The organism is Rhizobium sp. 42MFCr.1, from assembly GCF_000377185.1.
GTDB classification, from domain to species: Bacteria; Pseudomonadota; Alphaproteobacteria; order Rhizobiales; family Rhizobiaceae; genus Rhizobium; species Rhizobium altiplani.
Window position 1 is genome coordinate 69,262 of the sequence record NZ_KB897820.1, and the last position, 22,810, is coordinate 92,071.

Below are 22,810 nucleotides of genomic sequence, written 5' to 3' on the forward strand. Positions count from 1 at the left end.
GGAGAGACATATGCGAAAGAATCTCATTGCGTCGCTGGCATTCCTGCTTGCAAGCAGCACTGCCGTGCTTGCCGATGGTGCATCCGACGGCAAGGTGAAGATCGGCATCCTGAACGACCAGTCCGGCGTCTACGCTGATTTCGGCGGCAAGTCCTCCGTCGAGGCGGCCAAGATGGCGGTCGAGGATTTCGGCGGCAAGGTGCTTGGCGTGCCGGTGGAGATCGTCGACGCCGACCACCAGAACAAGCCTGACATCGCCTCCAACATTGCCCGCCAGTGGTACGACACGGAGCAAGTGGACGCGATCATGGAATTGACCACCTCGTCGGTGGCGCTCGCGGTTCAGGCGATCGCGAAGGAAAAGAAGAAGATCAACATCGTCACCGGGGCCGCGACCACGGATCTCACCGGGAAGGCCTGCTCGCCCTACGGCTTCCACTGGGCCTATGACACGCATGCGCTTGCCGTCGGCACCGGCGGTGCGCTCGTCAAGCAAGGCGGCGACAGCTGGTTCTTCCTGACGGCCGACTACGCATTCGGCTACTCCCTGGAGCAGCAGACGAGCGATTTCGTCAAGTCCGCCGGCGGCAAGGTCGTTGGTTCTGTCCGCCATCCCCTGTCGAACCAGGATTTCTCGTCCTTCCTGCTGCAGGCACAATCCTCCGGCGCCAAGGTGATCGGCCTCGCCAATGCCGGCCTTGATACGTCCAACGCCATCAAGCAGGCTGCCGAGTTCGGCATCACTCAGGGTGGCCAGCATCTGGCGGCACTGCTCTTCACGCTGGCCGAAGTTCACGGCCTGGGGCTCGAGGCAGCGCAAGGCCTGACGCTGACGGAAGGCTATTACTGGAACCTCGACGACAAGAGCCGCGAATTCGGCAAGAAGTTCTTCGCCCGCACCGGCAAGATGCCGAACATGATCCACGCCGGTACCTATTCGGCCGTGCTCCAGTATCTCAAGGCGATCGACAAGGCCGGCACCGACGACACCGAGGCTGTTGCCAAGCAGCTGCACGAACTGCCCGTTGACGACGTCTTCGCTCGCGGTGGCACCGTCGGCCCGAATGGCCGCATGATCCACGACATGTACCTGCTGCAGGTCAAGAAGCCGGCCGACAGCAAGGAACCGTGGGACTACTTCAACGTTCTCGCGACCATTCCGGGCAAGGAAGCCTATATCGATCCCGCCAAGAGCGGCTGCGCCCTGGTGAACTAGGCGATGGCGGTTTCCGCGACCCAATCGAACGCTATGCCGCGGGTGGTCCTTTCCGCTCGCGGCCTGCGTCGTGACTTCGGCGGCTTCACTGCCGTCAAGAATGTGGATCTCGACGTCCATGACGCGAGCGTGCATGCCCTGATCGGCCCCAACGGCGCGGGAAAGACGACGGTATTCAACCTGCTGACGAAGTTCCTGCAGCCGACATCGGGCACCATCACGCTGATGGGTACGGATATCACCAGAACGGCACCCGACAAGGTGGCGCGCATGGGGTTGGTGCGATCATTCCAGATCTCGGCCGTGTTTCCACATCTCAGCGTTCTCGACAATGTGCGGGTAGCGCTGCAACGGCCCAACAAGCTGTCAACGCAATTCTGGCGCCCACTATCAGCACTCGACGCATTGAACGATCGCGCCGAACAGCTGCTTGCAAAGGTCGGCCTCTTCAAGGAGCGCGACGCCATCGCCGCCGATCTTTCCTATGGCCGCAAGCGTGTCCTTGAGATCGCAACGACCCTGGCACTTGATCCAAGAGTGCTCCTACTCGACGAACCGATGGCCGGCATGGGGCACGAGGATGTCGGCGTCGTCTCCGCTCTGATCCGCGAGGTGGCGCGCGACCGCGCCGTCCTGATGGTCGAGCACAATCTGTCCGTCGTCGCCAACATCTGCCAGCATGTGACCGTGCTGCAGCGTGGTGAAATCCTTGCCGAAGGCGACTATGCGACCGTCAGCGCCGATGAGCGGGTTCGCCAGGCCTACATGGGCACGGAGGAGGGCTGATGGCGACACTTCTGGACGTCCAGGGGCTCAACGCCTGGTACGGCGAAAGCCACATCCTGCACGGTGTCGACATGCGTGTCGGCGAGGGTGAGACGGTTACCATTCTTGGCCGCAACGGCGTTGGAAAGACGACGACGCTGCGCACCATCACCGGCATCGTCCGCACCCGCAAAGGCAAGCTGACATTCGCAGGTAAGGACATGATGCAGGTGCCGTTACACAAGACGGCGCATCGCGGTATCGGCTTCGTGCCGGAGGAGCGCGGCATATTCTCGACGTTGACGGTGTCCGAGAATCTGCTGCTGCCGCCAGTCGTTGCCTCGGGCGGCATGACGGTCGAGGAGATCTACGAGCTGTTTCCAAACCTTTACGAGCGCCGCAACAGTGCGGGCACGAAGCTGTCGGGCGGTGAGCAGCAAATGCTGGCAATCGCCCGCATTTTGCGCACCGGTGTTCGCATGCTCCTGCTCGACGAACCCACGGAGGGGCTGGCGCCCGTCATCGTCCAGCGCATCGGCGAAGTGCTGAGGCAATTGAAGGAGCGGGGCATGACGATCCTGCTTGTCGAGCAGAATTTCCGTTTCGCTAGCCGGATCGCCGATCGCTTCTATCTTATGGATCACGGGCAGATGGTTTCGGAGTTCCCGGTGGGCGAGTTGCCCCAGAGGATGGATACGCTGCACAAGGTTCTGGGAGTGTGATCTGAATGACAATGATCTTCGGCATTCCCCTGCAGGCGTTCATGGGCCAGTTGCTGATCGGTCTGATCAACGGCTCTTTCTATGCGCTCTTGAGCCTCGGGCTCGCCATCATTTTCGGCCTGTTGCGCGTCATCAATTTCGCGCACGGCGCGCAATACATGCTCGGCGCCTTCGCCGCCTACCTTCTGCTTGCCTATGCCGGCATAGGTTACTGGCCATCGCTGATCCTTGCCCCCGTGATCGTCGGATTGGCCGGCGCGGTGATCGAACGCTTGTTCCTCCGTCGGCTCTATGATCTGGACCCACTCTACGGGCTGCTCTTCACATTCGGTCTTGCCCTGACGGTCGAAGGCACCTTCCGTTACCTCTACGGCTCATCCGGCCAACCCTACGCGCAACCCGCTGCGCTCACCGGCGCCGTCAATCTCGGCTTCATGTTCCTGCCGATCTATCGCGGCTGGGTGGTCGTCGTGTCGCTTGTGGTCTGTCTCGGCACCTGGCTCCTGATCGAGAAGACAAAGCTCGGCGCATATCTCAGGGCCGCCACCGAGAATGCAACGCTCGTCCAGGCATTCGGCGTCAACGTGCCGGTTCTCCTGACATTGACCTACGCACTTGGAGCCGGTCTTGCAGCCTTTGCGGGTGTACTGGCCGCGCCGATCTATCAGGTGTCGCCGTTGATGGGCTCCAGCATGATCATCGTCGTGTTCGCCGTCGTCGTGGTTGGTGGCATGGGCTCGATCATGGGCGCGATCATCACCGGTTATGTACTCGGCATCGCGGAAGGCCTGACCAAGGTCTTCTATCCGGAGGCGTCCAACATCGTGATCTTCGTCATCATGGCAATTGTTCTTCTCATCAGGCCCGCGGGCCTCTTCGGCCGGGATGCCTGACGATGACAGAGATCACCGAAACCATCCGTCCGGAAAAAAGCCGCACCGCGCTATCGGTACAGGCGGCATTCCTGATCATCGGCCTGCTGCTCCTGCTATTGGCGCCGTTCTTCTTCTACCCGATTTTCCTGATGAAGCTCTTGTGCTTTGCGCTGTTTGCCTGCGCCTTCAACCTGCTGCTCGGCTATACCGGCCTGCTGTCGTTCGGTCATGCGACCTTCTTCGGCGGGGCGGCCTATTTTACCGCCCATGCCGTGAAGGAATGGGGGTTTTCGCCGGAACTCGGCATCCTGGTCGGCGTCGCAGGTGCGGCCATCCTCGGCCTCGTCATGGGTTTCTTCGCGATCCGCCGTCAGGGTATTTATTTCGCGATGATTACGCTTGCCCTCTCGCAAATGTTCTTCTTCTTCTGCCTGCAAGCGGCGTTCACGCATGGCGAGGACGGTATCCAGTCCGTGCCGCGCGGTCAGCTGTTCGGCGTCCTCGATCTCAATAGTTCGACCAACATGTATTATTTCGTGCTGGCCGTCTTCGTCGTCGGCATCCTGATTATCTGGCGCTTCATCAATTCGCCGTTCGGCATGATCCTGAAATCGATCCGCGAGAACGAGCAGCGGGCGATATCGCTCGGTTATTCCGTCGCGCGCTACAAGCTGGGCGCCTTCGTGATGTCGGCGGCACTCGCGGGCCTGGCCGGGGCAGTAAAATCCCTCGTCTTCCAGTTCGCGACCTTGACCGATGTCGCCTGGCAGATGTCGGGCGAGGTGATCCTGATGACCCTGCTTGGCGGTATTGGTACCTTGATCGGTCCGCTGTTTGGCGCGGGCCTTGTCGTCACGCTGGAAAACTACCTTGCAACATCGGAATTCCCGGTGACGATCATCACGGGCATCGTGTTCATGGTATGCGTGCTGATCTTCCGCCGCGGCATCATCGGCGAGTTTTATGCGTCGCGTCTCGGTCGGAAGCTCGGCTTCGTCTACCGCCGCTAACCTGCGGGGTGGCATTTGCATGGATCGCTTCGACTACATCATCATTGGTGCCGGCAGCGCCGGCTGCGTTCTCGCCAACCGGCTGTCCGAAGATCACAACACGCGCGTTCTGCTGCTGGAGGCCGGTGGCAGCGACAATTACCACTGGATCCATATTCCTGTCGGCTATCTCTATTGCATCAACAACCCGCGCACCGATTGGTGCTTCACGACGGTTCCGCAGCAGGGATTGAACGGGCGCGCCCTCAATTATCCGCGCGGCAAGGTGCTCGGCGGCTCATCCTCGATAAACGGCATGATCTACATGCGCGGCCAGGCACGCGACTATGATCTCTGGCGGCAGATGGGATGCTCGGGCTGGAGCTGGGACGACGTGCTTCCCTTCTTCCGCAAATCGGAGGACTACTATCGCGGCGAGACCGAGATGCATGGAACAGGCGGCGAGTGGCGGGTGGAAAAAGCCCGCGTTCGCTGGGCGGTACTCGATGCGTTCCAGGCCGCCGCCAGGGAGGCCGGCATTCCGGAAACGCCCGACTTCAACACCGGCGACAACGAGGGATCAGGCTACTTCGACGTCAACCAGCGGTCCGGCATTCGCTGGAATACGACCAAGGCCTTCCTGCGTCCGGCCATGCGGCGAGGCAATCTGACGGTTCTGACGAAGGCGCAGGCGCGCCGGCTGCTGATCGAGGAGGGCGCTGTCACGGGCGTCGATTATCAGCATGCGGGTGCTACCAAGCGCGCCTACGCGAGGCGGGAAACGATCCTCGCGGCGGGCGCGATCGGTTCGCCACACATCCTGGAGCTGTCCGGTCTGGGCCAAGGCGAGGTGCTGAGACGCGCGGGCGTGGAGGTCATTGCCGAGGTAAAAGGCATCGGCGAGAACCTTCAGGACCACCTGCAGCTTCGTATGGTCTACAAGGTCACCGGCGTTGCGACGCTGAACGAGAAGGCAACAAGGTTCATCGGCAAGGCTCAGATCGGCCTGGAATATCTGATCAGACGTTCCGGGCCGATGGCAATGGCGCCAAGCCAGCTTGGCATCTTCACCCGCTCCGGCCCCGACAAGGAGACACCGGACCTTCAATACCATGTACAGCCGGTGTCGCTCGACAAGTTCGGCGATCCAGTTCACCCATTCCCTGCCATCACCGCGAGCGTCTGTAACCTCAGACCCGAAAGTCGCGGTTCGGTCCATGTGGCGAGCCCGGATTTTGCTCTCCAGCCGACGATCAGTCCGAACTATCTCTCGACCGAACGAGATCGCGACATAGCTATTCGCGCGATACGCATGACGCGGAAGATCGTCGCGCAGCCGTCCTTTGCGCGGTTCCGGCCCGAGGAGTTCAGGCCTGGCCCGAATTACCAAAGGGACGCGGAACTGGCGCAGGCAGCCGGGGATATTGGCACGACGATTTTCCACCCTGTCGGAACATGCCGGATGGGTTCCGATCGCGAAAGTGTCGTCGATCCTCGCCTCAGGTTCCGGGCGTTGGCGAAGCTCCGGATTGCAGACGCCTCCGTGATGCCGGCCATCACGTCGGGCAATACCAATTCGCCGACGATCATGATTGCCGAAAAGGCAGCTGCGATGATCCTGGCGGACAACAGATAGGAGAACGGCATGGCACGGATTGCATTTATCGGGCTTGGCAACATGGGCGGGCCGATGGCCGCCAACCTCGTCAAGGCTGGCCATGACGTCACCGGTTTTGACCTCGCCGCCCCCGTCCTGCAGGCTGCGGAAGAGCACGGCGTGAAGGCGGCAGGCCATATCAGCCAGGCTGTTTCGGACGCCGAGATCGTCGTGACGATGCTGCCGCAGGGCAAGCATGTGCTCAGCGCCTGGACTGACATCCTTCGCTCCATCCCCGCCGGGACGCTTGTCATCGATAGTTCCACGATTGACGTCGACAGCGCCCGCCAGGCGCACGTAATGGCAAGCAATGCCGGTTGCCTTTCCCTCGATGCACCTGTGTCCGGCGGCACCGGCGGGGCCGGCGCAGGTACACTGACCTTCATGGCCGGCGGATCGGACGAGGCGTTTGCGAAGGCAAAGCCGGTCCTGGAAGCCATGGGTAGGAAAATCGTCCATTGCGGGGACGCGGGCGCAGGGCAGGCAGCGAAGATCTGCAACAACATGATCCTTGGCATCTCGATGATCGGCGTCTGCGAAGCTTTCGCGCTTGGCGAAAAGCTCGGTCTTTCGCATCAGGCGCTGTTCGACGTCGCCTCGACCTCATCGGGACAATGCTGGTCGATCAGCACCTATTGCCCTGTCCCGGGACCGGTTCCGACATCGCCCGCGAACAATGACTACAAGCCTGGTTTTGCGGCCGCACTGATGCTGAAGGACCTGCGCCTGTCGCAGGAGGCGGCACTGTCGACCGGCGCCTCGACGCCGCTCGGCGCCGAAGCTTCTCAGCTCTATGCGCTTTTTGAGAAGCAGGGGAATGGCGCGCGCGATTTCTCTGCAATCATCGAAATGCTGCGGGGCAAGACCGAATAGCCCTCTGCCGTGGCTTGACACTCCCGCTGATATGCGCGACGCCGCCGGCTGCCGCGATGCGGCGACCGGCAACAGGAATTCCGACATGCAACCGCAGCCTACCGAGACCGGCCTCAAGAACTTCGTGCTACTGGGCGTTGTTCTGATGCTTCTCGGGGACTTTCTCTTCGCGCTCAATGACGCGATGGGCAAGTGGCTCGTGACGAGCTTCTCTGTCGGCCAGGTGTTGCTGATCCGCTCGTTTGGATGCTTCATCATCCTGGGACCCCTGATTGCCAGGCAGGGCCCAGCCCAACTGTTCAGGGTAGAGCAGAAGGGGCTGCAGTTTCTTCGCGTGCTCTTTGCAACACTCGATGTCGGCCTGTTTTACGCTGCCGTCGCCTACCTGCCGCTCGCTGACGTCATGACCTTCTACATGGCCGGACCGATCTATGTCGCCGCGCTCTCGCATTTCTTCCTCAACGAACGGATTGGCTGGCGCCGTTGGCTTGCGGTCTTCGTCGGCTTCTGCGGCGTGGTGATCGCGCTGCGTCCGTCCTCGGCGATGCTTTCGCTGCCCTCGCTTTTCGGCATTGTCGGCAGCCTGTCCTTTTCAATGGCCCTGGTGCTCAACCGATACCTCCGCAGCACCAGTGACACGACCCTTGTTACCTGGCAGATGGTCGCCGCACTCATCGTCGGGGCGGTGCTTTCCATCGGCGCCTGGCAGCCAACAACCCCGGTCGAACTCACCGGCATGCTCGCCCTCGGCGTCGTTGCATCCTGTGCGCACCTTCTGATCACACGTTCGCTGAAGCTCGCCCCGGCATCCCTGCTGGCGCCGCTGCAATACAGCCTTCTGATCTGGGCGATTGCGCTCGGATATCTGTTCTTCGGCGACGTTCCGGATCTCTATGTGATCTCAGGTGGCACGATCATCGTCGTCGCCGGCCTGTTCATCTTCCATCGCAAGAACCTGCTGGAAACAGTGCCGCCGGAGGCTGTTGCCCCCGACGGCCACTAATTCGCAGTTCATTTCCGCTATGCGGCAGCGGGCTTGATGACACCGCGGCGTATCTGGTCGGCTTCGATCGATTCGAAAAGCGCCCGGAAGTTGCCTTCGCCGAAACCTTCGTCGCCCTTGCGCTGGATAAACTCGAAAAAGATCGGACCAATCACCGTCTTCGAGAAGATCTGCAAGAGGATCTTCGTCGTGCCGCCGTCGAGCACGCCTTCGCCGTCGATCAGGATGCCATGCCTGGCCATTCTTTCGATCGGCTCGTCATGTCCATGAACGCGCTCGCGTGACATATCGTAGTAGGTCTCCGGAGGACCCGGCATGAAGCGCAGGCCGTTTTCGGCAAGCTTGTCGGTCGCCTCGTAGATGGCGTCGGTACCGACGGCAATGTGCTGGATGCCTTCGCCTCTGTACTTCTTCAGATACTCCTCGATCTGGCTGGTCTCGTCCTTCGATTCATTCAGAGGAATACGGATCTTGCCACAGGGAGAGGTGATTGCACGGCTCATCAACCCCGTGATCCGGCCGTCAATATTGAAGAAGTGGATCTGCTTGAAGTTGAAGAGTTCGCGATAGAAGTCCCACCACTTGTCCATGTTGCCGCGATAGACGTTATGGGTCAGGTGGTCGAGATAGAAGAAGCCGACACCCTTGGGCCGCGGATCACGCTCGGCCAGCCAGTCGAACTCGAGATCATAAGCCGAGCCCTTTGCGCCGTAGCGCTCCACGAAGTAGAGAAGCGAGCCGCCGATGCCGACGATCGCTGGCACGTCGAGGGTCTTGTCCTTGCCCTCGTAGGGTGTCGCGCCCCTGGCAACGGCATGGTCGAAGGCATGCTTGGCATCGACGACACGCCACGCCATCGACGGCGCGCAGGGCCCATGATCCTCGACGAAGCGCATGGCATGGCTGCCCGGCTCGGCATTGACGATATAGTTGATGTCGCCCTGACGCCAGACCGTGATGTTCCTGCTCTTGTGCCTGGCGACGGCGCGATATCCCATACGGTCGAACAGTTCCGCCAGCTTCTCGGGCGCTGGATGTGCGAATTCGACAAACTCGAACCCGTCCGTGCCGGCAGGATTGTCAACGGTGATCTGAGACGGCGGTGCGTCGTGCGGATAGGGGCCCATTTTTCCTCCTCAGGCAGTAGCCAGTTGGATGCAAATTATGGACCTGTCCTTGTGCAATGTGCTTGCATTGTGGTGGCTTATGACCAAGTATCCGCACGGAATATGCATAGGACGAGACAATCGTACAATGCCTGAGCAGCTGGATGGTTTCGACCTGAAGATCCTCGCCGAACTTCAAAGAGACGGACGGTTGACCAATATCGAACTGTCCGAACGCATCAGCCTCTCGGCCTCCCAATGCTCGCGACGGCGAACGCGGTTGGAGGCAGAGGGCTTCATTCGCGGCTATCAGGCAAATCTCGATCCGGACAGGCTGGGGCTCAATCTGCTGGTCGTCATCTCGGTCACGCTGGCAACCCATAATCGCGACAATGCCCGCCGCTTTCAGCAATTGGTCAACGGCCTGCCAGAGGTCCTGGAGGCCTATGCGCTGACGGGCGAGATGGACTATCACCTGAAAGTCGCGACGCGCGGCCTGTCGGGCCTTTCGCGGTTCGTCAACGACGTTCTGTTGCCGCACGAATCTGTCCAGCACGTGAAAACCTCGATCGTGCTCAACACGTTGAAGCACTTTGAAGGCTACCCGCTCACCGGTTCATAGGTTTATTTCGATTTGCGCCGCAGTCCTGCGGAAGCCTCAATCGCCGAAAGCGCGAGGTCGAGGTGGCGGATCGCCTCTTCGCCAAGCTTCAGGCACACCGTCTCCTGGTACTTGTGCGCAAGGACTGTGATCCTGCGGTAGTATTCGCGCCCGAGCGCCGTGAGTTCGATCTCTTCGAAACGTCTGTCTGTATAGCTCGGAATTCTCTTCAGCCAATGGCGCTGCTCAAGCGCATGGACGGCCCGGCTCACCTTGGTCTTGTGCATGTGTGAATGAGCGCCGATGTCCTTTGCCGTCATCACGCCGACACTGCCGAGTGCTGCAAGCGTGCGCCATTCGGGCCGGGTCAGATCGAACTCCTGCTTGTACTGCCGCGCGAATGACAGGCTGATGAGTTCCGACGCCCGATTGAGCCGGTAGGGAATGAAGCCGTCGAGCTCGAATCCACTCTCCATGGCTGCTCCTTGATAGTTACAAAATCGACGGTTACGTTTGTAACTATATCGATGGAGGAGACGCAAGCATGGACACCACCGAAGCACCAGGTTCCCGTGCGCGGGCGGGGACCAGCAAGCTGGCCTACATGCCGGGGTTCGGCAACGACTTCGAGACGGAGGCGCTGCCAGGGGCATTGCCACAGGGCCAGAACAGTCCGCAAAAATGCAGCTATGGCCTTTATGCCGAGCAGCTGTCCGGCTCGCCATTCACGGCTCCGAGAGGAACGAACGAGCGTTCCTGGCTCTATCGCATCAGGCCGAGCGTTCGCCACACGCGCCGCTTCGCCAATGCGAGCTACCCCTTCTGGAAATCGGCGCCATGTCTCGACGATCACTCCCTGCCACTTGGTCAATTGCGCTGGGACCCGATCCCGGCTCCAATGGCAAGCGCCGACTTTCTTGCCGGAATCCGAACGATGACGGCAGCCGGCGACGTCATGACCCAGGTCGGGATGGCCGCGCATGCCTATGCCTTCAATGCGGACATGGTGGATGAGTATTTCTTCAATGCCGACGGGGAACTGCTCATTGTTCCGCAACTTGGCGCCATCAGCGTCTTCACCGAGATGGGTGTCATGGAGCTCGCACCGGCGGAAATCTGCCTCATCCCCCGTGGGATGATGTTCAAGGTTTCACGTCTCGGCGACGGGCCCGAGTGGCGCGGCTACATCTGCGAAAACTACGGAGCGAAGTTCACCATGCCGGATCGTGGACCGATCGGCGCCAACTGCCTGGCGAACGCCCGCGACTTCAAGACGCCGGTCGCCGCCTTCGAGGACAAGGAGACAGCGTGCCGCGTGCATGTGAAATGGTGCGGCAAGTTCTATGTGACCGAGATCGATCACTCGCCGCTCGACGTCGTCGCCTGGCACGGAAACTACATCCCGTTCAAATATGACCTAAGGACTTTCTCCCCGGTCGGGGCCATTCTCTTCGATCACCCGGACCCGTCGATTTTCACGGTCCTGACAGCGCCGAGTGGCGAAGAAGGGACGGCAAATGTCGACTTCGTGATCTTTCCGCCCCGCTGGCTCGTTGCCGAGCACACGTTCCGACCGCCGTGGTATCACCGCAACATCATGAGCGAGTTCATGGGGCTGATCCATGGACAATACGACGCCAAGGAAAAGGGCTTCGTCCCAGGCGGGATGAGTCTGCACAACATGATGCTGCCCCATGGGCCGGATGCCTCCGGCTTTGAAAAAGCGTCCAACTCCGAGCTGAAACCGGTCAAGCTCGATCACACGATGGCGTTCATGTTCGAGACGCGCTTCCCGCAGCAGCTGACAAGATACGCTGCAGAACTGGAGACGCTGCAGGATGACTATATTGATTGCTGGGACGGTCTGGAGCGCCGTTTCGATGGGACGCCTGGCATCAAGTAGTCTCGAACGCGGAGGATCACATGAAACTTGCCACGCTCAAAGACGGTTCGCGCGACGGCCGGCTGATCGTTGTCACCCGTGACCTGACGCAGTTTGCCGATGCGGGCGAGGTCGCCCGCACCCTGCAGGCAGCGCTGGACGACTGGCCGGCAACCGCGCCAAAACTTAGCCACCTCGCCGAAAGCCTCGAAGCCGGCTCAGTGCCATCCGAGCCCTTTGATCCGCGCCATGTGCATTCCCCACTGCCACGCGCCTACCAGTGGGCGGACGGATCGGCCTACGTCAACCATGTCGAGCTGGTGCGAAGGGCCCGGAATGCCGCCATGCCGACGACATTCTGGACCGATCCCCTGATGTACCAGGGCGGCTCCGACAACTTTCTCGCCCCTTGCGACCCGATCCTTGCCGCCGATGAACGCTTCGGCATCGATATGGAAGGCGAGGTTGCCGTTATCGTCGATGACGTTGCGATGGGCGCAACGTCTCGGCAGGCACATGAAGCAATCCGGCTCGTGATGCTCGTGAACGACGTGTCGCTGCGGGGTCTCATTCCCGATGAGCTCGCCAAGGGATTCGGCTTCTTCCAGTCGAAACCCTCGTCGTCTTTCTCGCCCGTCGCCGTAACAGTGGACGAACTCGGCGACGCCTGGAAGGACGGCAGGGTCCATCTTCCATTGCTCGTCAGCTTGAACGGCATTCCGTTTGGCCGCGCCAACGCCGGCAGAGACATGACGTTCGACTTCGGACAGCTCGTTTCGCACGCGGCGAAAACACGCGCGCTGGCGGCAGGCTCGATCATCGGTTCAGGCACGGTTTCCAACAAGCGTGACGGCGGCCCCGGCAAGCCGATCGTTGAAGGCGGAGACGGCTATTCCTGCATCGCCGAGATCAGAATGATCGAGACCATTGAGCACGGAGGCCCCAAAACGCCTTACCTGCACTTCGGCGACAGGGTTCGCATCGAGATGAAGGACAAGCACGGTGCATCGATTTTCGGCGCGATCGAGCAGACCGTACGACGCTACGCCGGGGACGAGCGGCAATGACCGGGATCGTGCTTTACGACTACTGGCGCTCCTCGGCCAGCTACCGGGTCCGCATCGCGCTTCATGTGCTGGGGCTTGCCTTCGAGACCGTCCCGATCGACCTGCTTGCCTTGGCGCACAAGGATCCTGACTACCTGAAAATCAATCCCCAGGGTCTGGTCCCCACCTTGCGCATCGGCGGACGCACGCTCACCCAATCCCTGGCCATCATCGAATACCTTGCCGAGACCTATCCCGAAAGCGGGTTCCTGCCCGACACCGCGGTGGGGCGGCAGCGGGTGAGGGCACTGTCTTATGCCGTTGCGATGGATATTCATCCGATCTGCAACCTTAATGTCGTCTCGCACGTCGCTCACCTGATTGGAGAGGAGGGCGCCCGAGCCGAGTGGATGACCAAGTTCATCGGCAGCGGACTGCACGCGGTGGAACAGATGCTCGATGAGCCGACGACCGGTCGCTACACATTTGGAGACACACTGACGATGGCCGATTTCTGCCTGGTGCCGCAGGTCTACAACGCCGCTCGCTGGGGTATCGAAATGTCGGCGTTTCCTCTCGTCGCACGCATTGTCGACGCGTGCAACGCACTGCCGGCGTTCAAGGCTGCCCATCCGGACGCGGCAAAGCCGATCTAACCGATATCACAATACACACCGCAGGTTGTATTTCACCACTTGCAGCGGGTGACGATCCCTTCGTGGCGCCCGGCACAGGCCGTTGCCGGGACCTGCAATAATTCCTTCTTCCGATTGACGATCGCCAACGCAAGCTGATTAAATCAAATTGATTGATCAAATCGGAACAACACAGTCCCTAACCCTATCAAGAGATGATGATGTCGATACAGCGCCAACCCGCCCTGCGGCTCGAAACCTCATGGCTGCCCGCTTCGGAAGAACGAGACCAGGCCTACACGCTCAACCTCAAGAACCTTTCATCGAATTCCCTTGCCAACTTCACCCTCTGCATCAGCGGTCCGGGACGGGTGGATCCGGCTGTTCACATCGAGGGTGGCAGGATCGGCCGCCGGCTATCAAATTTCACCGAATTTCTTCCGCCCGAGAATTTCGAGCTTGAGGCGGGCAAGACCTGGACGCTGACCATCTCCGCTCTCAGCTGGCCGTTCCAGCATTGGACGGATGGGGCAACCGGCGCCTATGTGGCGTTCGCCGACGGCGGCACGCTTGCACTTTCTGTCGAGCCGACCCGCTCGCTTGCCAACAATGCCCCATTGAAGCGTGGCGCAGAAATCTATCCCGTGCCGGTCAGTCCACCTGTGCCTGTCGCGATCGTCCCGTGGCCTGACGTGGTGTCGGTATCCGGCAAGCGCTCGGTTCCTACCGGCTTTGCGCTCAACGCCGGCAATCCCCCGGCCATTGCGGCGGCAGCTGCCTTTACCGGCCTCGTCGAACAGCTCTTTGCGGTCGAAGGGATCGTTCGTCCTGCCTCGGAAGGCGGAATGCCCGTGATGCTTGACGTCGTCGAGGGCCTGGCGCCAGAAGCCTATCGCGTGTCCTTCTCGAGCGAGATCGTACACATTTCATCCGGCACACAGACCGGCCTGCTCTATGGCCTGATCACGCTTGGCCAGGTCTGGCGTGGTGCGCACCTTTATCCGCACGCCTTCCGTTTTCCGGTCGAAGGCGAGATCCGCGACGAACCATCCATGGGATGGCGCGGCCTTCATCTCGATGTTGCCCGTCAGTTCTACGGCAAGGCTGAAATCAAGAAGCTGCTCAGCATTCTCGCCTGGAACAAGGTCAACCGCTTCCATTGGCACCTCTCGGACGACGAGGCGTGGCGGATCGAGATCGACGCCTATCCTGCCCTGACCGAAGTCGGCGCCTGGCGGGGACATGGCCTTCCCATTCCGCCGCTTCTCGGCTCTGGCGCGGCCCGCACCGGCGGTTACTACACCAAGGCGGCGGTACGCGAGATTGTCGCGCACGCCAAGGAGCTCGGCATCGAGGTCGTGCCGGAGATCGATGTCCCTGGACATTGCTATGCCATGCAACAGGCAATCCCGGAACTTCGCGACCCGCAAGAAGCCGGGAGCTACCATTCGGTTCAGGGCTTCCCCGATAACTGCCTGAACCCGGCACGCGAGAAGACCTACGAAGTTCTGGAGACGATCTTCCGCGAATTGATCGAGCTCTTTCCCTTCAAGACGATCCATATCGGCGCCGATGAAGTGCCCCTCGGCGCCTGGTCGGGTTCGCCGGAGGCCTTGGCGCGTCTGCGCGAGATTGGCGGAGATGCAGTGGCTAAAGCACATGCCAAGCGGCTCAACGTCATCACCAATACTCACGGCGCCGACGACATAGACGGATCGGGAGCCGCGGTTCTTCAGTCGATTTTCCTCGCCCGGATCCAGAAGTTCCTCGCCGAGCAGGGCTGCATCACCGGCGGGTGGGAAGAGGCAGCGCATGGCAATGTCATCGACAAGGCAAAGAGCTATCTCTGCGGCTGGCGCAGTGTCGAAGTTTCGGCGGCGCTGGCCGGTCAGGGCTACGAAATGGTCGTCTGCCCTGGGCAGGTCTACTATCTCGACATGGCAAACAGCCCCGATTGGGACGAGCCGGGCGCCAGCTGGGCCGGGTGGTCGGAGCCCGAGAAGCTCTACAATTTCGACCCGGTCGAAGGCTGGAGCGACGAGCAGAAAAAGAAGCTGCGTGGCATCCAGGCCTGCATCTGGTCGGAGCCGATGACCGATCGCGCGGTCTTTGACCGTTTGGTGTTTCCAAGGATCTCGGCACTTGCCGAGAGCGCCTGGACGAAGCCCGCGGACAAGTCCTGGGAGCGCTTCAAGGCAGTCGCGGGATTGATGCCGGTCCTGTACGCCTATCCGTGAGGTTGTCAGCCCAGAGGTTTTTGAAGGACACCGAACTGCGGGTTCGTTTCCGAGAAGATCGGCAGTGCCGCGGCGCCCAGAAGCGCCGTGTCCCTGCCGGTCGCACCGATCATGATGCGCGGCAGGTTTCGTTCCTCCCCGGGATTGACCGGGCTATGCAGCGGATCCAGCTGACGAGCGAGGCGCTGCAGCAGTGACGGGGGCATCGAACCGCCAAGCACGATCGTTTGCGGGTCGAAGGCCAATTCCAGAACATCCATTGTCTGACGCATGGGCTTCGCGGCAGCCTCGGCCCAGGCATCAATCCGACTGTCCCCTTGCGCGATCAAGGCGGCAAGAGTTTCAGGGTCGTGCTGTCTGGGGTCGCCAATGTCGAGATATTCGTAGACTGCGCCGAGCGAGACATAGCGGTCGAGGCAACCACGCTTGCCACACACGCAGGCCAGCCCATCCGGCACCACGATCATATGGCCGATTTCGCCAGCATTGTTGCGGCTTCCCTTGTAGAGATGGCCGTCGAGAAACATGCCGGCCCCTATACCCCCGCCGAGAAACAGATAGACAAAGCTGCTCAAGCCCCGAGCGACGCCGTGGAGCCGCTCGCCGATCGCAGCACAGGTGGCGTCGTTCTCGACGAGAACCGGGACGCCAACATGTCGGGCAAGTTCCGGGGCCACGGGGAAACCCTGCCAGCCGGGAAGCGTCACTGGGCTCAGCGATGTCACACCTTCGGCCGCATACCGCCCCGGCATTGCGATGCCGACACCCAGCAGGCGGGCGCGATCGAGGCGAAAGTCCCGTTGCAGTTCGTCAGCGATACCGCCGAGGATCGGCATCGCCTCGGTCGGCGTCGGCCTGTCGACGGGCTTGTCGATCCTGGCACGGACACGTCCCGAAAGATCGGTCAGCACGCCAACCGCACGATCCCGCTCAAGCTCCAGGCCAATGGAGTAGGCACCGTCCGGATTGATCGAGTAGGGCGTGATCGGCTGTCCACGCGCCGCCTTTTTCGGGGCTTCGGCCTTCAGCAACTCGGACCGTTCGAGTTCTTCGACAATGTTCGATACCGTCTGCGTGCTGAGCGCCGTCAACCGGGAGAGGGCCGCCCGCGACAACGGTCCATTCGTCCGGACCGCTTCGATCACGACGCGTCGGTTGTGCGATTTTGCCTGTTCGAGATTGGTGCCTGAAATTGCCTTCATTGGCCTGACTTGCGAGCGTTCGAAACAATCACCTTGCTTACCGCATAAGCGGTTCCGTCATTTATATCCAGCAGATTGCACCCCGGCGGTCGGACCCTCCGCGTGATTGTGCGCAGGCGTTGCAACGAGCAAGAGCGAGCTTCAGGAACTTTGCGGGCGCTGGCGCCTGCGCCGTTTTCTGGTCGCCAGCAACGGGCCGGGTTGACAGCATCGGGAGCACATGGCACTTATGTAACTAAATAGTTATTTATGGGAGGAAGACGCAGATGGCGACGATTTCGCTTGGCATTATCATGCATGGGATCACCGGCCGCATGGGCTATAACCAGCATCTGGTGCGCTCCATTCTCGCGATCCGCGAGCAGGGGGGCCTTGAGCTTTCCAACGGCGACCGCCTGATGCCCGATCCGATCCTCGTCGGACGCAACGCCGACAAGATCGAGGCCATTGCCCGCAAGCACGGCCTGACGCGCACGACCACTGATCTCGACAGCGCCCTTGCGGATCCGAACAACAGGATCTTTTTTGACGCAGGCTCGACGCAAATGCGCGTCTCGCTCCTGAAAAAGGCAATCGAGGCCGGCAAGCATGTCTATTGCGAAAAGCCGATCTCGGAGACACTCGAGGAGGCGCTTTCCGTTGCGACGCTAGCCGAACAGCGCGGCGTCAAAAATGGTGTCGTGCAGGACAAGCTCTACCTGCCGGGACTGCGCAAGATCGCCCTGCTCAAGGACAGCGGCTTCTTCGGCAAGATACTCTCGGTACGCGGCGAGTTCGGCTACTGGGTATTCGAGGGTGACTGGGGCGTGAAGGCTCAGCGTCCATCCTGGAACTATCGCGCGGCCGATGGTGGCGGCATGATCCTCGACATGCTGCCGCACTGGCGCTACGTGCTGGACAACCTCTTTGGCGAGGTCAAGGCCGTCAGCTGCTACGCATCCACCCATATCCCGAGCCGCGTCGACGAGAACGGCAAGACCTACAGGGCAGATGCCGACGACGCAGCCTATTCGACTTTTGAACTCGAGGGCGGCGTCGTCGCCCACATCAACTCCTCCTGGGCGGTTCGCGTGCGTCGTGACGACCTCGTGACCTTCCAGGTCGACGGAACACATGGTTCGGCCGTCTGCGGTCTGACCAAATGCTGGACGCAGCATCGGGTCAACACACCCAAGCCTGTCTGGAATCCCGATCAGCCGCAGACGATCGACTTCTACAGGACATGGGACGAGGTTCCGGAAACCCAGGTTTTCGACAACGGCTTCAAGGCGCAGTGGGAAGACTACCTGCGCTACGTCGTCGAAGACGCGCCGTGGAGGTTCACGCTGCGCGAGGGCGCCAAGGGTGTTCAGCTTGCGGAACTGGCGCACCAGAGCTGGAAGGAACGCCGCTGGGTGGATGTTCCCTCGCTAGCCGATACATCAGTCCGCAAGGTTGCCTGACGGCCATGGCAAAGTCACTTCGTCTTCCCGTCTCCGGCGGCACGCTGGAGGATTATGCCATCGCCAACGCACCGCTTGCCGCGCCGGAACGCCCGGCCGGCGGCCATGCCTTCAACCGTGTCGCCTACGCGGCCGCTCATGTGGTCGTCGATCCATTGGCAGACAACGATCCATGGCTCGACCGCAACATCGACTGGGAACGCACCGTTGCATTCCGCGAGTATCTTTGGGATCTCGGCCTCGGCGTTGCCGAGGCGATGGACACCGCCCAACGCGGCATGGGGCTCGACTGGGCTGGCGCCAAGGAACTCATCGCCAATGTCCAATCGGCAGCGCGCAGGCGTCCGGATGCCCTCATCGCCTATGGCGCCGGCACCGACCATCTGCCACCAGGCCCTGGCGTTAGCATCGATGATGTCATCCACGCTTATGAGGAGCAGGTCGCCTACGTCGAAGGGCAGGGCGGCCGGATCATCCTCATGGCAAGCCGCGCGCTTGCGGCCGCCGCCAAGAGCCCCGAGGATTACGTGCGTGTCTATGATCGCATCTTGCGGCAGGTCCGGCAGCCGGTGATCATCCATTGGCTTGGCGATATGTTTGATCCTGCGCTCGCCGGCTATTGGGGTTCGCGTGATGATATGCAGGCCATGGAAACGGCCGTCGCCATCATCAATGACCACGCAACCAAGGTGGACGGCGTGAAGATCTCCCTCCTCTCCGCGGAGAAAGAGATCGTCATGCGTCGAAAGCTTGATCCGGCGGTCAAGATGTATACCGGCGATGACTTCAACTACGCGGAGCTTATCGCCGGCGACGAGAAAGGATACTCACACGCCCTGCTCGGCATTTTTGATGCCATCGCGCCCGCGGCCAGCGCTGCCCTGCAGAAGCTTGGCGCAGACGATCTCGCCGGATTCCACGAGATCCTGGCGCCGACCGTGCCGCTTTCACGGCATATCTTCAAGGCGCCGACGCGGTTCTACAAGACGGGCGTTGTCTTCCTGGCCTATCTCAATGGTTTCCAGAATCACTTCCAGATGCTGGGTGGCCAGCAAAGCACGCGCTCGATGGTGCATCTGGCGGAACTGTTCCGGCTTGCCGACGAGGCCCGCGTCCTGCGGGATCCGGATCTCGCGGTCAGCCGGATGAAGACGATCCTGGCGACTGCAGGCATCTGAAAATCACGGCATGCACTTCGCATCGCGAGGTGAGGGAGGAATATCAAAAATGGCAGTCAATGGCCTTTCCATCAACCTCGCGACGGTGCGAGAGCAGTACGACATGAAGCAGGCGGTCGAGGCCTGCCTCAAGCAGGATATTGTTGCGATCGCTCCCTGGCGTGATCAGGTGCATGCGATCGGCTTGTCCGAAGCTGCCCGGATCGTCGCCGACAACCAACTGCAGGTGACCGGGCTTTGCCGCGGGGGCATGTTCCCCGCCGCGGATGCTGCGGGGCGAGCTGCAGCAATCGACGACAACAAGAGGGCGATCGACGAGGCTGCTGCTCTCAACGCCGATTGCCTCGTTCTCGTCGTCGGCGGCCTGCCTGCGGGGTCCAGGGATATCGCCCACGCGCGCGATATGGTCGCAGACGGGATCGGCGCGATCCTTCCGCACGCACGCGCATCCGGCATACCACTTGCGATCGAACCGCTGCATCCGATGTATGCCGCCGACCGCGCCTGCGTGAACACACTTGAGCAGGCGCTCGATATCTGTGACCTGCTCGGCAACGGCGTCGGTGTGGCCATCGACGTTTATCACGTCTGGTGGGACCCGAAACTCGAGCAGCAAATCACCCGAGCCGGGGCGTCGGGCCGGATCCTGGCACACCACATCTGCGACTGGCTGGTTCCGACAACGGACCTGTTGCTGGACCGCGGCATGATGGGAGACGGCGTGATCGATCTCAAGGGGATCCGACGCTCCATCGAGGCTGCCGGTTATCATGGAGCGCAGGAAGTCGAAATCTTTTCGGCAGCGAACTGGTGGAAACGTCCGGGGGAAAAGGTGCTCTCCACCTGCGTTGATCGCTTCCGCAGCGTCTGCTGACACAGTCGTTGCGCCGCCGCTAAATCATTGACCAACCGTACGCTTTTTTTCACTTACGGCAGTCAACGACCCGTATGGTTCCGCTACGTGACATTGCAGGGAGGGAAGCCAAAGCCGAAGGATGCTGCTGAAATTGCCTCAATGACGGCTGCGGCATCCAGAATATGTCCTTGCGCCGCTTCCCGCAGGCGGCGCAAATGCTGAAGCCTGCCCACAGAATCTCGGACAAAACCATGCTTTGTCAACAACAATCGCCCGATCATCGGGGAATTGTCACCAAGGCACACCAATCACGCCGCGGTTATTTTGAACTGGTTCTGCGCCTCATGCCGGTGGATCAGCGGCGCCACAAATGATCTGACCCTGCTGTTCCCCGCGGGGAACTCCGCATGGCCGGGACCCTGCGAGGCTGGCAGCGACCCGATGGTCAGGGTGCCTCCTGATGCTGCGTCCTGACGATCTTCAGGCCAATGCGAGCGCGAGAAGGGCAGGCAACGCCGAGAGACTTGGCAACTCCGATCGCAGAACCCTTCATCTCCGAGCAAAGCCCCGCGACGACGCCCAACGATACCTTTCGAACTGATGTTTCCCCTCGCGCCGGTCGATAGCGGCACGACAAGTCATCTGGCCCATTGTTCCCCGCGGGGAACTCCGCTTGAACCGGGACTCTGCAAGGTTGGCAGCAACCGCTGGTCAGGGCATCTCCGGATGCTGCCCCCGACGGTCTTCCGGCCAATGCGAGCGCCAGACAGGCAGGCAGCGCCGAGAGACTAGGCAAGTCCAGTCGCTGATCCCTTCATGTCCGAGCCAAGTCCTGCGACAACGGTCAATCATCCCGCATGCACCAACCACCGTCACCGAAGGCGCCGACCGCATTGCCGTTCGCCCCCGAGGCTCTTCGCGAAAAGACCCCTCATGCTTGCCCGGCGAAGGCCTGTGGGTAGCGCCGCCGCCTCCACGCCTCGCCCGCGCACCTGCGAAGTGCGACGCCCGCACACAAGCGACAGCAGGTGCAACACCAACCACGCGCAAATCACAATGCCGACATGACCACAGAAGGTCAGCCCGCCATGGCGCCACGTTTCAGATGACGCAGGCCCGCGCGCCGCTCATCGACAAGAAGATCTCCGCAAACGCAACGGTGAAGCCACCATGATACGCACGAGCGCGCCAACTGGCGTGCCCAAGTCTTTACTTCCAGGACGAAATGTTGTCGCCGCCCAGCACGACCCGCCGAAGGAGGGTGGCGTCCGCCGACTACGGGCAAAGGCCGCACATCTTGCGCCGGCGGCTGTTGCCGCCAACGACGAAGAAGCCTTCAACGCGCTGTGCGCAACGGATCCTGGCGACAACGCCCAACCGTAATACAGAGATCCGACAAGGAGCCCTTCGGCCGTCCCGCGCCTCCCTGCATCCAACACAATCATTGCAAGATGGCGTTGGACGAATAAGACATTGTCCCGCGTCATGGCCCGACAACCAACGCGGCGTGACGCCGCCTTGGTGTCGAATGGACAAACAATCAGGGCCCGGCATTGCCGATCTTCGTGCCAGAACTTTGCAACCATTGCCGCATGGCGTCAAAATCGCCAGGAACCGCTGCAGGGCCAACCTACAAATCCACAGCCGTCGATGATACGCACCTCGACAGCATCGAGCGCAGGAACTATCTCTAAAATATGACTATTCATAACGACGACACGATAGCCGGCCGCATAAGTCGCGCGCTCGCGGAGCGCATCGTGACGGGCGCCTTGCCGCCCGGCTCGAAACTGAAGCAGGACCACATAGCCGAGGAATTCGGATCCTCGCACGTTCCCGTGCGCGAGGCCCTGCGCCGTCTGGAGGCGCAAGGCCTTGCCGTCAGCGAACCGCGCCGCGGCGTTCGTGTTGCCTCCTTCGATCTGAAGGAGGTGCAGGAGGTCGCGAAGATGCGCGCCGCCCTCGAGGGCCTTGCACTGCGCCACTCGGCAGAGCACCTGACGCCTTCGCGTCTCGACCAGGCCGAACAGGCAACGATCGACGGTGACAATGCGCGCGACGTTCGCACCTGGGAAGAGGCCAATCGCAGGTTTCACAAGCTCATCCTCGAACCCTGCGAAATGCCGCGTCTGCTTTCCGCCATTGACGACCTGCATGCGGCGAGCGCTCGATTCTTGTTCGCCACCTGGCTCACCGACTGGGAACCGCGAATCGATACGGACCACCGCACCATTCTCGCATTCCTTCGCGCCGGCAAGGTCGAGAATGCCGTGACCGCGCTGGAGCGGCATGTGCAATGGATCGGCGGCCCGTCGCGGCGAATGCAGCATGCCGTTCGCGAGCGATTTGCAATCGTCGGCTAGCCTCCGTTCCCACTTGCTCCGCGCGCGTTTCCTGCTCAGCGGTAGCCTGCGCTCCGAGCTCGGGCAATAGCGACGCGCGTCGGCCGAGCGATCGCAATCCCTGTTGCGCGCTGGAATGCAGCCTGATTTCTGAGAGTGGCATCGAAAACGCGAAGCCAGTCA

At 61.2% G+C, this 22,810-nt stretch carries 20 protein-coding genes; 17 read left to right on the forward strand and 3 right to left on the reverse strand.

What is annotated here, in order from left to right:
* Positions 1-10: 10 nt before the first annotated feature.
* The 8 genes from C934_RS0104285 (at position 11) to C934_RS0104320 (ending at position 8,100) form a co-directional block, all read left to right on the forward strand.
* Entirely contained in the window at positions 11-1,216 is a 1,206-nt protein-coding gene (locus tag C934_RS0104285) for an ABC transporter substrate-binding protein (protein ID WP_018855463.1), read from the forward strand.
* A 3-nt stretch (positions 1,217-1,219) separates the two neighbouring features.
* A complete protein-coding gene (locus C934_RS0104290) occupies positions 1,220-2,002 on the forward strand; it encodes an ABC transporter ATP-binding protein (protein WP_018855464.1) in 783 nt (260 codons plus the stop codon).
* Positions 2,002-2,703 carry an ABC transporter ATP-binding protein gene (locus tag C934_RS0104295; RefSeq protein WP_018855465.1) on the forward strand — a complete coding sequence of 234 codons (702 nt, stop codon included), beginning with the start codon at positions 2,002-2,004 and terminating at the stop codon, positions 2,701-2,703. Before C934_RS0104290 ends, C934_RS0104295 begins: the two co-directional genes overlap by 1 nt.
* Before the next feature lie 5 nt (positions 2,704-2,708).
* On the forward strand, positions 2,709-3,596 hold the full coding sequence (locus C934_RS0104300; protein WP_018855466.1) for a branched-chain amino acid ABC transporter permease: 888 nt from the start codon (positions 2,709-2,711) through the stop codon (positions 3,594-3,596).
* Positions 3,597-3,598: 2 nt separating this feature from the next.
* Complete coding sequence (locus C934_RS0104305) at positions 3,599-4,588, forward strand: branched-chain amino acid ABC transporter permease (protein ID WP_018855467.1); 990 nt, start codon at positions 3,599-3,601, stop codon at positions 4,586-4,588.
* Between the two features lie 19 nt (positions 4,589-4,607).
* Positions 4,608-6,203, forward strand: a complete 1,596-nt coding sequence (locus tag C934_RS0104310; protein ID WP_018855468.1) for a GMC family oxidoreductase — start codon at positions 4,608-4,610, stop codon at positions 6,201-6,203.
* 9 nt (positions 6,204-6,212) lie between these two features.
* Positions 6,213-7,097, forward strand: a complete 885-nt coding sequence (mmsB, locus tag C934_RS0104315; RefSeq protein WP_018855469.1) for a 3-hydroxyisobutyrate dehydrogenase — start codon at positions 6,213-6,215, stop codon at positions 7,095-7,097.
* 85 nt (positions 7,098-7,182) lie between these two features.
* Complete coding sequence (locus C934_RS0104320) at positions 7,183-8,100, forward strand: DMT family transporter (RefSeq protein ID WP_026371545.1); 918 nt, start codon at positions 7,183-7,185, stop codon at positions 8,098-8,100.
* A gap of 17 nt (positions 8,101-8,117) precedes the next feature.
* Here C934_RS0104320 and hppD read toward each other — a convergent pair whose 3' ends face one another.
* On the reverse strand, positions 8,118-9,227 hold the full coding sequence (gene hppD / locus C934_RS0104325; RefSeq protein WP_018855471.1) for a 4-hydroxyphenylpyruvate dioxygenase: 1,110 nt from the start codon (positions 9,225-9,227) through the stop codon (positions 8,118-8,120).
* Positions 9,228-9,354: 127 nt separating this feature from the next.
* Here hppD and C934_RS0104330 point away from each other — a divergent pair, with 127 nt between their 5' ends.
* On the forward strand, positions 9,355-9,828 hold the full coding sequence (locus tag C934_RS0104330; RefSeq protein ID WP_018855472.1) for an Lrp/AsnC family transcriptional regulator: 474 nt from the start codon (positions 9,355-9,357) through the stop codon (positions 9,826-9,828).
* A gap of 2 nt (positions 9,829-9,830) precedes the next feature.
* Here C934_RS0104330 and C934_RS0104335 read toward each other — a convergent pair whose 3' ends face one another.
* Entirely contained in the window at positions 9,831-10,283 is a 453-nt protein-coding gene (locus C934_RS0104335) for a MarR family winged helix-turn-helix transcriptional regulator (RefSeq protein WP_018855473.1), read from the reverse strand.
* A 68-nt stretch (positions 10,284-10,351) separates the two neighbouring features.
* Between C934_RS0104335 and hmgA the strand changes: the two genes are divergently transcribed.
* The 4 genes from hmgA (at position 10,352) to C934_RS0104355 (ending at position 15,607) form a co-directional block, all read left to right on the forward strand.
* Positions 10,352-11,710 carry a homogentisate 1,2-dioxygenase gene (hmgA, locus tag C934_RS0104340; RefSeq protein ID WP_018855474.1) on the forward strand — a complete coding sequence of 453 codons (1,359 nt, stop codon included), beginning with the start codon at positions 10,352-10,354 and terminating at the stop codon, positions 11,708-11,710.
* Positions 11,711-11,730: 20 nt separating this feature from the next.
* Positions 11,731-12,756 (forward strand): fumarylacetoacetate hydrolase family protein, encoded by a 1,026-nt coding sequence (locus C934_RS0104345; protein WP_018855475.1) that lies wholly within the window; start codon positions 11,731-11,733, stop codon positions 12,754-12,756.
* Complete coding sequence (gene maiA / locus C934_RS0104350) at positions 12,753-13,391, forward strand: maleylacetoacetate isomerase (protein ID WP_018855476.1); 639 nt, start codon at positions 12,753-12,755, stop codon at positions 13,389-13,391. The genes C934_RS0104345 and maiA overlap by 4 nt, the downstream gene beginning before the upstream one ends.
* A 194-nt stretch (positions 13,392-13,585) precedes the next feature.
* Positions 13,586-15,607, forward strand: coding sequence for a family 20 glycosylhydrolase (locus C934_RS0104355; RefSeq protein WP_018855477.1), 2,022 nt, complete (start codon positions 13,586-13,588; stop codon positions 15,605-15,607).
* 5 nt (positions 15,608-15,612) lie between these two features.
* Here the strand turns inward: C934_RS0104355 and C934_RS0104360 are convergent, their stop codons facing one another.
* The gene (locus C934_RS0104360) at positions 15,613-16,809 is read right to left on the reverse strand and encodes an ROK family transcriptional regulator (RefSeq protein ID WP_018855478.1); all 1,197 of its coding nucleotides are present in this window, start codon (positions 16,807-16,809) and stop codon (positions 15,613-15,615) included.
* 266 nt (positions 16,810-17,075) lie between these two features.
* Here C934_RS0104360 and C934_RS0104365 point away from each other — a divergent pair, with 266 nt between their 5' ends.
* The 4 genes from C934_RS0104365 to C934_RS0104395 all read left to right on the forward strand — a co-directional run bounded on the left by C934_RS0104365 (position 17,076) and on the right by C934_RS0104395 (position 22,648).
* The gene (locus C934_RS0104365; RefSeq protein WP_018855479.1) at positions 17,076-18,251 is read left to right on the forward strand and encodes a Gfo/Idh/MocA family protein; all 1,176 of its coding nucleotides are present in this window, start codon (positions 17,076-17,078) and stop codon (positions 18,249-18,251) included.
* A 5-nt stretch (positions 18,252-18,256) separates the two neighbouring features.
* Complete coding sequence (locus C934_RS0104370) at positions 18,257-19,429, forward strand: dihydrodipicolinate synthase family protein (protein WP_018855480.1); 1,173 nt, start codon at positions 18,257-18,259, stop codon at positions 19,427-19,429.
* Positions 19,430-19,478: 49 nt separating this feature from the next.
* A complete protein-coding gene (locus tag C934_RS0104375; protein WP_018855481.1) occupies positions 19,479-20,303 on the forward strand; it encodes a sugar phosphate isomerase/epimerase family protein in 825 nt (274 codons plus the stop codon).
* 1,679 nt (positions 20,304-21,982) lie between these two features.
* Positions 21,983-22,648, forward strand: coding sequence for a GntR family transcriptional regulator (locus C934_RS0104395; protein ID WP_018855485.1), 666 nt, complete (start codon positions 21,983-21,985; stop codon positions 22,646-22,648).
* Positions 22,649-22,810 lie beyond the last annotated feature (162 nt).

Bases quoted from the DNA above. Each gene is read 5' to 3' on its own strand.
- C934_RS0104290 (WP_018855464.1), top strand. From the start codon at position 1,220: ATGGCGGTTTCCGCGACCCAATCGAACGCTATGCCGCGGGTGGTCCTT.
- C934_RS0104370 (WP_018855480.1), top strand. From the start codon at position 18,257: ATGGCAAAGTCACTTCGTCTTCCCGTCTCCGGCGGCACGCTGGAGGAT.
- C934_RS0104285 (WP_018855463.1), top strand. From the start codon at position 11: ATGCGAAAGAATCTCATTGCGTCGCTGGCATTCCTGCTTGCAAGCAGC.
- C934_RS0104355 (WP_018855477.1), top strand. From the start codon at position 13,586: ATGATGATGTCGATACAGCGCCAACCCGCCCTGCGGCTCGAAACCTCA.
- mmsB (WP_018855469.1), top strand. From the start codon at position 6,213: ATGGCACGGATTGCATTTATCGGGCTTGGCAACATGGGCGGGCCGATG.
- C934_RS0104320 (WP_026371545.1), top strand. From the start codon at position 7,183: ATGCAACCGCAGCCTACCGAGACCGGCCTCAAGAACTTCGTGCTACTG.
- C934_RS0104360 (WP_018855478.1), bottom strand. From the start codon at position 16,809: ATGAAGGCAATTTCAGGCACCAATCTCGAACAGGCAAAATCGCACAAC.
- maiA (WP_018855476.1), top strand. From the start codon at position 12,753: ATGACCGGGATCGTGCTTTACGACTACTGGCGCTCCTCGGCCAGCTAC.
- C934_RS0104375 (WP_018855481.1), top strand. From the start codon at position 19,479: ATGGCAGTCAATGGCCTTTCCATCAACCTCGCGACGGTGCGAGAGCAG.
- C934_RS0104295 (WP_018855465.1), top strand. From the start codon at position 2,002: ATGGCGACACTTCTGGACGTCCAGGGGCTCAACGCCTGGTACGGCGAA.
- C934_RS0104310 (WP_018855468.1), top strand. From the start codon at position 4,608: ATGGATCGCTTCGACTACATCATCATTGGTGCCGGCAGCGCCGGCTGC.
- C934_RS0104330 (WP_018855472.1), top strand. From the start codon at position 9,355: ATGCCTGAGCAGCTGGATGGTTTCGACCTGAAGATCCTCGCCGAACTT.
- C934_RS0104395 (WP_018855485.1), top strand. From the start codon at position 21,983: ATGACTATTCATAACGACGACACGATAGCCGGCCGCATAAGTCGCGCG.
- hmgA (WP_018855474.1), top strand. From the start codon at position 10,352: ATGGACACCACCGAAGCACCAGGTTCCCGTGCGCGGGCGGGGACCAGC.
- C934_RS0104305 (WP_018855467.1), top strand. From the start codon at position 3,599: ATGACAGAGATCACCGAAACCATCCGTCCGGAAAAAAGCCGCACCGCG.
- hppD (WP_018855471.1), bottom strand. From the start codon at position 9,227: ATGGGCCCCTATCCGCACGACGCACCGCCGTCTCAGATCACCGTTGAC.
- C934_RS0104335 (WP_018855473.1), bottom strand. From the start codon at position 10,283: ATGGAGAGTGGATTCGAGCTCGACGGCTTCATTCCCTACCGGCTCAAT.
- C934_RS0104365 (WP_018855479.1), top strand. From the start codon at position 17,076: ATGGCGACGATTTCGCTTGGCATTATCATGCATGGGATCACCGGCCGC.
- C934_RS0104345 (WP_018855475.1), top strand. From the start codon at position 11,731: ATGAAACTTGCCACGCTCAAAGACGGTTCGCGCGACGGCCGGCTGATC.
- C934_RS0104300 (WP_018855466.1), top strand. From the start codon at position 2,709: ATGACAATGATCTTCGGCATTCCCCTGCAGGCGTTCATGGGCCAGTTG.